The organism is Dietzia sp. DQ11-71 (genome assembly GCF_014144995.1).
Taxonomy (GTDB): domain Bacteria; phylum Actinomycetota; class Actinomycetes; order Mycobacteriales; family Mycobacteriaceae; genus Dietzia; species Dietzia kunjamensis.
The window spans coordinates 1-10,071 of sequence record NZ_JAALDT010000069.1 but is presented as its reverse complement, the minus strand read 5'-3'; the positions used below and the strand labels follow the sequence as shown (position 1 = coordinate 10,071).

The window sequence follows — 10,071 nt, the reverse complement described above, 5'->3', positions numbered from 1 at the left end:
ATCCGCCACCCGTTGGGAACGCCCCACGGGCCGCGGCGTTGCGCGGGCACCCGGGCCCAGCGCTCCTCGGTGCGGTGCATGGCCACGGCGATCAGTCCGCCCTCGGGGGCGGGCGTCGCGGTGTAGTCGTCGACGGACCGGTCGAGCAGGCCCGTGTCCAGCTCGCCGGAGACGACCTCCGGCCGCGAGAGCAGGAACCGGCAGAAGTCGACGTTCGTGCGCAGACCCAGCACGTGGGTGCCGGCGAGCGCGGCGTCGAGCCGGGCCAGTGCCTCGGCGCGGTCGGCGCCGTGCGCGATGACCTTGCCGAGCATCGGGTCGTAGTCGCTGCCGACGACCGTGCCCACACGGAGGCCGGAGTCCACGCGGATGCCGTCGCCGGAGGGCTCCTCGAGCCCGACCACGGTGCCGCCGGTGGGCAGGAAGCCCTTGGCCGGGTCCTCGGCATAGACTCGGGCCTCGATCGCGTGGCCGGTGAGGGTGATGTCCTCCTGGCGCAGGGTGAGCTCCTGGCCCGCGGCGATGCGGACCTGCCAGTCGACCAGGTCGACACCGGTGACCATCTCGGTGACCGGGTGCTCGACCTGCAGGCGGGTGTTCATCTCCATGAAGAAGAACTCGTCCGGGGCGTGCGCGGAGACGATGAACTCCACCGTGCCCGCGCCCACGTACCCCACCGACCGGGCGGCGTCGCACGCCGCCTGACCGATGCGCTGACGGGTGACCTCGTCGAGCAGTGCGCTGGGCGCCTCCTCGATGACCTTCTGATGGCGGCGCTGCAGTGAGCACTCCCGCTCACCCAGGTGGATGACGTTGCCGTGGGTGTCGGCCAGGACCTGCACCTCGATGTGGCGCGGGGTGTCGACGAACCGCTCGAGGAACAGGGTGTCGTCGCCGAAGGCGCCTGCCGACTCCCGTCGCGAGGACTCCAGTGCCGCCGGCAGATCGGCGGGATCGGTGACGCGGCGCATCCCCTTGCCGCCACCACCGGCCGAGGGCTTGACGAGGACCGGGTAGCCGACCTCGGCGGCACCGGCGATCAGTTCGTCGTCGGTCAGGCCCGGACGCGAGATCCCGGGCACGGTGGGGACGTCACGTGCGGACACCGCCGCCTTGGCGGTGATCTTGTCGCCCATGGTCTCGATCGCCGAGGCCGGCGGTCCGACGAAGATCAGGCCGGCCTCGTCGAGTGCCCGCGCGAACCGCGAGTTCTCGGACAGGAAACCGTAACCCGGGTGCACGGCCTGCGCCCCGGTCTGGCGGCACGCGTCGATCACCTTGTCGATGTCGAGGTACGACTGCGAGGCCTGGGCCGGGCCGAGACGGACGGCGGCGTCGGCCATGCGCACGTGCAGCGCGTCGGCGTCCGCGTCCGAGTAGACGGCGACCGAGCGGATACCCGCTGCCCGCAGCGAACGGATCACGCGGCACGCGATCTCCCCGCGGTTGGCCACCAGGACGGTGTGGAGTTTCTGTGACAGTTGTTCTGACATGGAGCTGCTCACATCCTGAAGACGCCGTTGTTGACCGGCTCGAGGGGGGCGTTGGCCGCGGCCGCCAGGGCCAGACCGAGGACAGTGCGGGTGTCTGCGGGGTCGATGATCCCGTCGTCCCACAGGCGGGCAGTGGAGTAGTACGCGGTGGACTGCTCCTCGAACTGCTCACGGATCGGCGCGGTGAACTCGGACTGCTGCTCGTCGGTCCACTCCCCGCCCGACTTGGTGACCTGGGCGGCACGGACCGACGCGAGGGTGTCGGCTGCCTGGGGCCCGCCCATCACGGCGATCTTGGCATTGGGCCACATCCAGAGGAACCGCGGCGAATAGGCACGGCCGCACATGGAGTAGTTGCCGGCACCGAAGGACCCGCCCACGACGATGGTGAACTTGGGGACCCGGGCGCACGCCACGGCGGTGACCATCTTGGCGCCGTTCTTGGCGATGCCGCCCGCCTCGTACTGCCGGCCCACCATGAAGCCGGTGATGTTCTGCAGGAAGACCAGCGGGATCTTGCGGCGGTCACACAGCTCGATGAAGTGGGCGCCCTTAAGCGCGGACTCGGAGAAGATGACGCCGTTGTTGCCGATGATGCCGACCGGATGCCCGTGGATGTGGGCGAACGCGGTCACCATGGAGGTGCCGTAGTTCTCCTTGAACTCGGTGTACTCGCCGCCGTCGACGATCGTGCCGATGATGTCGCGCACGTCGTAGGGCTGGCGCGAGTCGACCGGCACCAGGTCGTACAGGTCGGACTGCGCGCGGACGGGCTCGCGGGGCTCGAGCACCTCCCAGTCCGGCTCGGGCGCCGGCGGGCAGGTCGCCACGATCCGGCGGACCTTCATGAGGGCGTCGTAGTCGTCGTCCGCCAGGTGGTCCACCACACCGGAGGTCTTGGCGTGCAGGTCGCCGCCACCGAGCTCCTCGGCGGTGACCTCCTCGCCCGTCGCGGCCTTCACCAGCGGCGGGCCGGCGAGGAAGATCGTGCCCTGGTTCCGGACGATCACGGCCTCGTCGCTCATCGCGGGAACGTACGCGCCACCGGCGGTGCAGGACCCCATGACCGCGGCGATCTGCGGGATGCCCTTGGCGGACATGTTCGCCTGGTTGTAGAAGATCCGGCCGAAGTGGTCGCGGTCCGGGAAGACCTCGTCCTGCTGCAGCAGCATCGCGCCGCCGGAGTCCACGAGGTAGATGCACGGCAGGTGGTTGGCCAGCGCCACCTCCTGACCGCGCAGGTGCTTCTTCACCGTCATCGGGTAGTAGGTGCCGCCGGAGACGGTCGCGTCGTTGGCGATGATCAGGCACTCGCGGCCCGACACCCGGCCGATCCCGGCGACGACGCCGGCGGCGGGGGCCTTGCCCCCGTACATCTCCTCCGCGGCGAGCGGCGAGAGCTCGAGGAACGGGCTGCCCGGGTCGAGCAGCACGTCCACGCGCTGGCGGGCGAGCAGCTTGCCGCGCTCGAGGTGGCGCGCACGGGCCTTCTCACCGCCGCCCAGCGCGGCCCGCTCGAGGCGCTCGCGGAGGTCGGCGAGAAGTTCCTCGTGGGCCTGGCGATTGGTGGTCGCGGAAGTCATCGGTGCCGCTCCCTTTCAGTTAAGTCGGATTAACTGAAATCGACGATAGTGCTGCGCCTCACAAATGTCCAGATCGGATTCGGGATCACCCACCGGGGACCCGGACCCGCGCTCCTCCACCCCGCGGACCCGACGACGCGCACGGCCGGCGACCCGACGGGGGACTGCAACTCCCGGTCGTCGCGCAGCCGATCCGGCCGAGAACACCGCGGGGGACGCCGACATTCCCGCCATCCGCGCAGGTAGCCAGCTTAGGCTGGCCTGAATTAGCACAGCCTCAACTTGCTTGCAAGCCGGGGGGATCCGGTGTTGACTCTGGGGCACACCACGCCACCGTCATACGAGGAGCGATCATCATGGCCACACTCACCGGAATCAGCGCCTGCACCGTCACGGCGTGCTCGTTCAACAGCGAGCAGAGCTGCAACGCGGGCGCCATCACCGTCGCCGGAACCCCGGATCACGCCGAGTGCGGCACCTTCATCTCGCTGGACGTCCGCGGCGGACTACCCACCGCCAGCGCACACGTGGGCGCCTGCCAACGGGTGGAGTGCACCCACAACAAGGACCTGCTCTGCTCGGCGGACTCCGTCGAGATCGGCTCCGGCGCCGACACCGCCGATTGCCTCACCTACAGCCCGGCCTGATCGGCCCGGTCCGCGCCATCGCGGGAAGCTAGCTGGCGCGGGCCACGTACTGACCCATCTCACGGACGACGTCATTGACGCACTCCGCGCGGGTCAGGAACGGCAGGTGGATGACATCGGCGTGGGTACCGAGCGCCGTCAGCAGATGCAGGCCGTCGGGATCGACGCCCAGGACATACGGCGGCTGCGCCGGGTCGGCGGACCCGGCCAGCATGGCCAAGTCAGAGCCGAAGCGCGCCCGGATCTCGTCCGCGAGGCCGGGCGCCTCGCATGCCAGGGGATCCGACGGCACCGCGTCCAGGCAGCCCGCGTGGACGGTGCCCTCGTGCCCCAGCCGGCGGATGTCGAGGTCGCCGAGTTCGATCTCGATCTCGACCACCCAGCCCTCACCCTGCCGTGCCGCACGCGCCACGCCGAAGCCGTACAGGCTCGCGACGTGGACCTTGGCCTCGACGATCGGGGCGAACTCGTCGATCATGACGACCACCTCGACCGACTCTCCCGGCGCGACCATCAGTGCGGACCAGGGGGCCGGGGTCCCGGTGACGATGATCGCCCCCTCCCCGACCCAGCGATGGCCGGCGGAGACCATGACATCCGACCGGTTCTTGGTCCCGCGTACGGCGACCGTAGCGATGCCGGCTCCGTCGAGCAGACGGCGCGCGCCGGTGGTGATCGGATCCGACACGACCGGGTGCGCTGCCATCGATTGCCTCCAGAGACCGGCCCCGCCCGCCGATGCGTTAGGTGACCCTCGCCTTACTTAGGTACCCCTAAAGTGCCCGACGATGCGGAACCTGTCAAGAGGGCCACCGATTTTCACACCCCCTCGCCCTACAGTGGGGGGGTGACCGACGCCACAACCGACGCCACGACCGATGCCACAACCGATGACACCGCCCCTGCCCGGCCCCACCCCGACACCGCGCGGGTCCACGCCTTCCGTGACGACGCACTCGGGTACGACGACGCCACCGCCCTCGCCGAGCGGGTCCGCGGCGGCGAGGTGTCACCGACCGAGCTCGTCGAGGCCGCCATCGAACGATGCCAGCAGGTGGATCCGGCGCTCGGCGCCCTGGTCTTCACCTCCTTCGACAGGGCCCGCGAGCACGCACGCCGGACCGCGGACTCGCGCCTGTCCTCGCCGTTCGCCGGCGTGCCGTCGGCTTTCAAGGACGCGGTGCAGGTCGAGGGCGCCCCGATGCGGCTCGGCTCCCCCGCCGTTCCCGACTCCCCCGCCCTCCACGACGGTGACTACGCACGTGCGTTCCGCGCCACCGGCCTGATCCCGTTGGGCATCACCGCCATGCCCCCGTTCGGCTGGACCGCCGCAACCGAACGGCAGGGCGGCCTGGTGACCCGCAACCCGTGGAACACCGGCCGCACCAGTGGCGGCTCCTCGGGTGGTTCCGCGGCCCTCGTGGCCGCGGGGGCGTTGCCGATCGCGCACGCCAACGACGGCGGGGGGTCGATCCGGATACCCGCGGCGGTCACCGGGCTGGTCGGGTTCAAGCCGAGCCGGGGTAGGCACACCGACGAGAAGTTCTCCCGGGGCATGCCGATCCCCATCGTGTCGCAGTCGGTGGTCTCCCGGTCCGTCCGGGACACCGCCACGTTCCTCACCGCGTTCGAGGCGAGCCACCTCCCGGTCGGCGTCCCCCCGGTGGGCCCCGTCGCCCCCGCCCCGGCACGGCGCCTGCGCATCGGACTCGTGGAGCAGAGCCCGGCGGGCGGTGCGACCGATGCCGCGACCCTGGCGATCCTCCGCGAGACCGCCGTGCGGCTGGCCGGACTGGGCCACGAGGTGGTGCCGACCGAGGCGCCCGTCCCGACGGGGTTCCGGGACGATTTCATCGCCTACTGGGGGCTGCTCGCGCTGAGCACGTCATCGTCCGGGCGCAGGCTCTTCGACCCCGATTTCGACCCCGCCGAGCTCGACCCCTTCACGGTCGGGCTCGCTCGGATGGCCCGACGGAACATCGCCTCGCTTCCCCTGCACCTACTGCGGTTGGCGAGGACCCGGCGGCAGTTCGACGCCCGGTTCGGCGACATCGACGTGTACATCAACCCGGTGGTCGCCCACGAGACCCCGGAGGTCGGGTACCTGGACGCGGACCTGCCGTTCGAGACCCACCTCGAGCGGGTCTCCAACTGGGTCACCTTCACCCCGCTACAGAACATCGCGGGGTCCCCGGCCGTCTCGCTGCCCACCGGACATGCGCCGGACGGGATGCCCGTCGGCGTGCACTTCTCCGCCCGCAGGGGGCAGGACCGACTCCTGCTCGAGCTGGCCTCGGAGTACGAGGCCGCCCATCCGTTCGCCCGGATCTGGGAGTGAGGCTCACTCCCCCAGCAGCTGGGTGACGCGCGGCCCGACCCGCTGACGCAGGATCACCTCGGTGCGGGTGCGCAGGACGCCGGGCGTGGAGATGATGGCGCTGAACACCTCCTCGAGGTGGGCGTGGTCCCGCGCGACGACCCGGCAGACGACGTCGAACTCGCCGGCGATGCTCACCACCTCGAGCACCTCGCGCACCTGCGCCAGCCCCGCACACGTCTCGTCGAGCCTGGCCTGCGCCACCTGGATGTGGACGAGCGCGCCCAGCGGGTACCCGAGGGCGGCGGGGTCGAGCCTCGGCGCCCACGAGGCGAGCACACCGCGCGCCTCCAACTTGTCGAGCCGGGCCTGGGCGGTGCCCCTGGCCACCCCGAGTCGTCGCGAGAACTCGCGGACCCCGACGCGCGGGTCGGACAGGACGATGTCAAGGAGCCGCCGGTCGGTGTCGTCCAGGTTGGGTGAAGGGTCCATGTGTCCACGGTATACGACGAAGAGGTGGACAGATGGTCCAGTCATGACGCACAGACGGGACCCCGAATGTGCAGACTGTTCGATCTCGGACTGGCCGCGTGACGCGCCTCACAGTTCGTCCTAGCCTGGGGGCACATAGTTCGTATCGCGAAGGCCAGGTGTTGATCATGACCTCTCTCCTCCACTCCACGGACGGCACGCATGACGACCTGCCGCGGACCGGGCAAGCGGACGCCGGATCGTTCTCCCTCTCCGATCGCTACACGCGCGAGAGCGGCACGGTCTTCCTCTCCGGGATCCAGGCACTGGTCCGGACGGTCCGCGACCGGGCACGGCTCGACCGCAGGCAGAATCTGCTCACCGCGAGCCTGGTCAGCGGTTACGAGGGATCGCCGCTCGCGGGGTACGACCTCGAACTGGCCAGGCGTCGCGAGTTCCTCGGGCCGTTCGACATCGTGCACCGCCCCGCCCTCAACGAGGAGGCGGGCGCCACGGCGGTGATGGGGTCCCAGCTCGCCCGGCGCACGGGCACCCTGCGCTCCACCGCCAACACCGGCGGCGCCGCCCTCCAGGGGGTCGTGGGGTACTGGTACGGCAAGGCGCCCGGCCTGGACCGTGCCACCGACGCGTTGCGGCACGCCAACCTGATAGGCACCGATCCGAACGGCGGCGCGGTGGTGCTGGTCGGCGACGATCCGGGCGCCAAGTCCTCCACCGTGCCGTGCGCGTCCGAGTTGGCACTCGCGGACCTGTACATGCCGACGCTCTACCCCGCGGACCCGCAGGACGTCCTGGACTTCGGCGTCCACGCCGCGATCCTGTCCCGGGTCTCCGGCCTGTGGTCCGCGATGAAGATCTCGGCGCACGTCGCGGACGCCTCGGCGACCGCCCTCGTCGATCCCGACCGGATCCTGCCCGTGTACGGCGACCTCGGGACGAGCCCGCACGTGCCGTCCGGTCGGCTCCTGGGGGCCAGCCTCATGGAGCTCGAGCAGAACCAGCTCACCATCCGCCTTCCCCGCGCGCTGGAGTACGCCCGCCTCAACCGTCTCAACCGGATCGTGCAGTCGACCCCCGACGACCGGATCGGCGTCGTCGCGGCCGGGAAGACCTACCTGGACGTCCGCGAGTCACTGCGCCGCCTCGGGATCGGCGACGACGAGCTGGGCCGCCGCGGGATCCGCATCCTCAAGCTGGGCATGATCTACCCCCTGGAGCGCACGATCCTCGACGAGTTCATGTCCGGTCTCGACGAGGTGATCGTGGTGGAGGAGAAGCGCGACTTCATCGAGACCATGATCCGGGACATCCAGTTCCGCAAGCCCGGGGTGGCGAACGTGGTCGGCAAGGCGCACGAGGACGGGTCCACCCTGTTCAGCCGGTTCGGCGAGCTCGACGTCGATTCCGTCACCCGCGGCCTGGCGCAGCGTCTCGGCCCGGTCCACGGAATCGAATCGGCTCGGGCCTGGCTCGACGGCCCGGGACGCGGACGCTCCCGGATCGCGCTGCCGCTCGCCACGAGCCGCACCCCGTACTTCTGCTCGGGGTGCCCCCACAACAGCTCGACCAAGGTCGCCGACGGCACGCTCGTCGGCGGGGGCATCGGCTGTCACGCGATGGTGCTCATGATGGACGAGGAGCAGGTCGGCCACGTCACCGGAGTCACCCAGATGGGCGGCGAGGGGATCCAGTGGACCGGGATGGCGCCGTTCCTCACCGAGCAGCACATGGTGCAGAACGTCGGCGACGGCACCTTCATGCACTCGGCCTCCCTGGCGCTCCGGGCCGCCGTGGCCTCCGGCGACAACATCACCTACAAGCTCCTCTACAACGGGACGGTGGCGATGACCGGCGGGCAGGACCCGGTCGGCGAGATGACCCTGCCCGAGATCCTCCGGCTCCTGCAGGCCGAGAAGGTCGCGAGGATCGTCGTCACCACCGACGACGTCAGGGCGACCCGGTCCCGGGGCCTGCCGAGGGGCGTGGAGGTCCGCGACCGGGTGGACACCCTCGAGGTACAGCGGGAACTCGCGGCCGTGCCGGGGGTCACGGTTCTCGTGCACGACCAGTACTGCGCGGCCGAGAAGCGCCGCCACCGCAAGCGTGGCACCTATCCCACGCCGGACGAGCGGGTGGTGATCAACGAGCGCATCTGCGAGGGATGCGGGGACTGCGGCCGGAAGTCCAACTGTCTGTCGGTCCATCCGGTGGAGACCGAGTTCGGCCGGAAGACGCAGATCGACCAGTCCACCTGCAACTTCGACTTCTCGTGCCTGGAGGGTGACTGCCCAGCGTTCGTCACCGTCGTCCCCGGTGAGAAGTCCCGGCGGGTGGCGTCCGCACCTGCCCTGGCGGCCGACGCGATCCCGGAACCGGCCCGCGCCGGGGTCGAGCCCGACCGCGGTTTCTCCCTGCGGCTGACCGGGATAGGCGGCACCGGCATCGTCACCGTCTCGGCGATCCTCGCCACCGCGGCCGTCCTCGACGGCCACTCGGCGCGCACCCTGGACATGACCGGGCTCGCCCAGAAGGGCGGCGCGGTGGTCTCCGACGTCCGCGTCACCCGCACGCCGACCGAACAGCCCCCGAAGATCGGGGCCGGCGACTGCGATCTGTACCTGTGCTGTGACGGCCTGGTAGGCGCGGACAGCACCCACCTGAAGGTGGCGGCTCCCGATCGCACCACCGCGGTGGTGTCCACCACTCAGATCCCCACCGGGAAGATGGTGATCGACACCTCCGAGCACTACCCGACCACCTCGGACATCCAGGCGATCATCGACCCGACCACCTCGCGCGGGCTGTACCTCGACCCGGGGGCGCTCACCCAGCAACTCTTCGGGTCCACCCAGACCGCCAACATGCTCATGGTCGGGGCCGCGTACCAGAGCGGTGCCCTGCCGATCTCGGCCCGGTCGATCGAGCGGGCGATCGAGCTCAACGGGGTGTCCGTCGACGCGAACCTGCAGGCCTTCCGTCGCGGCCGGCAGGCGGTCGCCGAGCCGAACGCGCTGGCGGCGTTGGCGGCCGGGTTGCACCGCCCGGCCGGAACGGTCGCGGCGGGCCGGCACGTGCCCTCCCCCGCGGCGGAGCGACTGCTGACCCACCTCGACGCCGACGCCTCCGACGAGCTCCGCGACGTGGTCGCGCTCCGGGTAGACGAGCTGATCGGCTACCAGGACGAGGCGTACGCGGTCGACTACGTCCGGCGCGTGGAGGAGGTCCGCGCCGCCGGGTCCCTCGAGGACGGCGACCCGGCCGGGCCGACCTCCGAGCAGCTCAGCCTCGCCGTGGCCCGCAACCTGTTCAAGGTGATGGCCTACAAGGACGAGTACGAGGTCGCCCGCCTGGCCGTGGATCCACAGTTCGCGACGCAGCTCGACGAGGACTGGGGCGAAGGGGCGGTGGCCAGACTGAAGTTGCATCCCCCGGTGCTGCGCGCGATGGGAATGAAGAAGAAGATCTCGATCGGCCCGCGGGCCATGCCGGCGATGAAGGCGTTGGCCCGGATGAAGCGACTGCGCGGCACGCGGATGGAC

General features: G+C 70.6%; 7 protein-coding genes. 3 read left to right on the top strand and 4 right to left on the bottom strand.

Going from position 1 to position 10,071, the window contains the following annotated elements:
* Together G6023_RS02850 and G6023_RS02845 are read right to left on the bottom strand one after the other, a co-directional pair.
* Positions 1-1,493, bottom strand: a 1,493-nt coding sequence (locus G6023_RS02850; RefSeq protein WP_182634035.1) for an acetyl-CoA carboxylase biotin carboxylase subunit, incomplete at its 3' end; no start/stop codon positions are given.
* A gap of 8 nt (positions 1,494-1,501) precedes the next feature.
* Entirely contained in the window at positions 1,502-3,076 is a 1,575-nt protein-coding gene (locus tag G6023_RS02845; RefSeq protein WP_096907091.1) for a carboxyl transferase domain-containing protein, read from the bottom strand.
* Between the two features lie 356 nt (positions 3,077-3,432).
* On the opposite strand from G6023_RS02845, the gene G6023_RS02840 reads away from it, so the two are divergent.
* Positions 3,433-3,723, top strand: a complete 291-nt coding sequence (locus G6023_RS02840; protein WP_067713210.1) for a DUF1540 domain-containing protein — start codon at positions 3,433-3,435, stop codon at positions 3,721-3,723.
* Between the two features lie 28 nt (positions 3,724-3,751).
* Here G6023_RS02840 and G6023_RS02835 read toward each other — a convergent pair whose 3' ends face one another.
* A complete protein-coding gene (locus tag G6023_RS02835; protein WP_096907090.1) occupies positions 3,752-4,429 on the bottom strand; it encodes a hypothetical protein in 678 nt (225 codons plus the stop codon).
* 141 nt (positions 4,430-4,570) lie between these two features.
* Here G6023_RS02835 and G6023_RS02830 point away from each other — a divergent pair, with 141 nt between their 5' ends.
* Positions 4,571-6,061 carry an amidase gene (locus G6023_RS02830; protein WP_182634034.1) on the top strand — a complete coding sequence of 497 codons (1,491 nt, stop codon included), beginning with the start codon at positions 4,571-4,573 and terminating at the stop codon, positions 6,059-6,061.
* Between the two features lie 3 nt (positions 6,062-6,064).
* Here the strand turns inward: G6023_RS02830 and G6023_RS02825 are convergent, their stop codons facing one another.
* Entirely contained in the window at positions 6,065-6,532 is a 468-nt protein-coding gene (locus tag G6023_RS02825) for an Lrp/AsnC family transcriptional regulator (protein ID WP_067717341.1), read from the bottom strand.
* A gap of 167 nt (positions 6,533-6,699) precedes the next feature.
* On the opposite strand from G6023_RS02825, the gene G6023_RS02820 reads away from it, so the two are divergent.
* Positions 6,700-10,071, top strand: a 3,372-nt coding sequence (locus tag G6023_RS02820; protein WP_182634033.1) for an indolepyruvate ferredoxin oxidoreductase family protein, incomplete at its 3' end; no start/stop codon positions are given.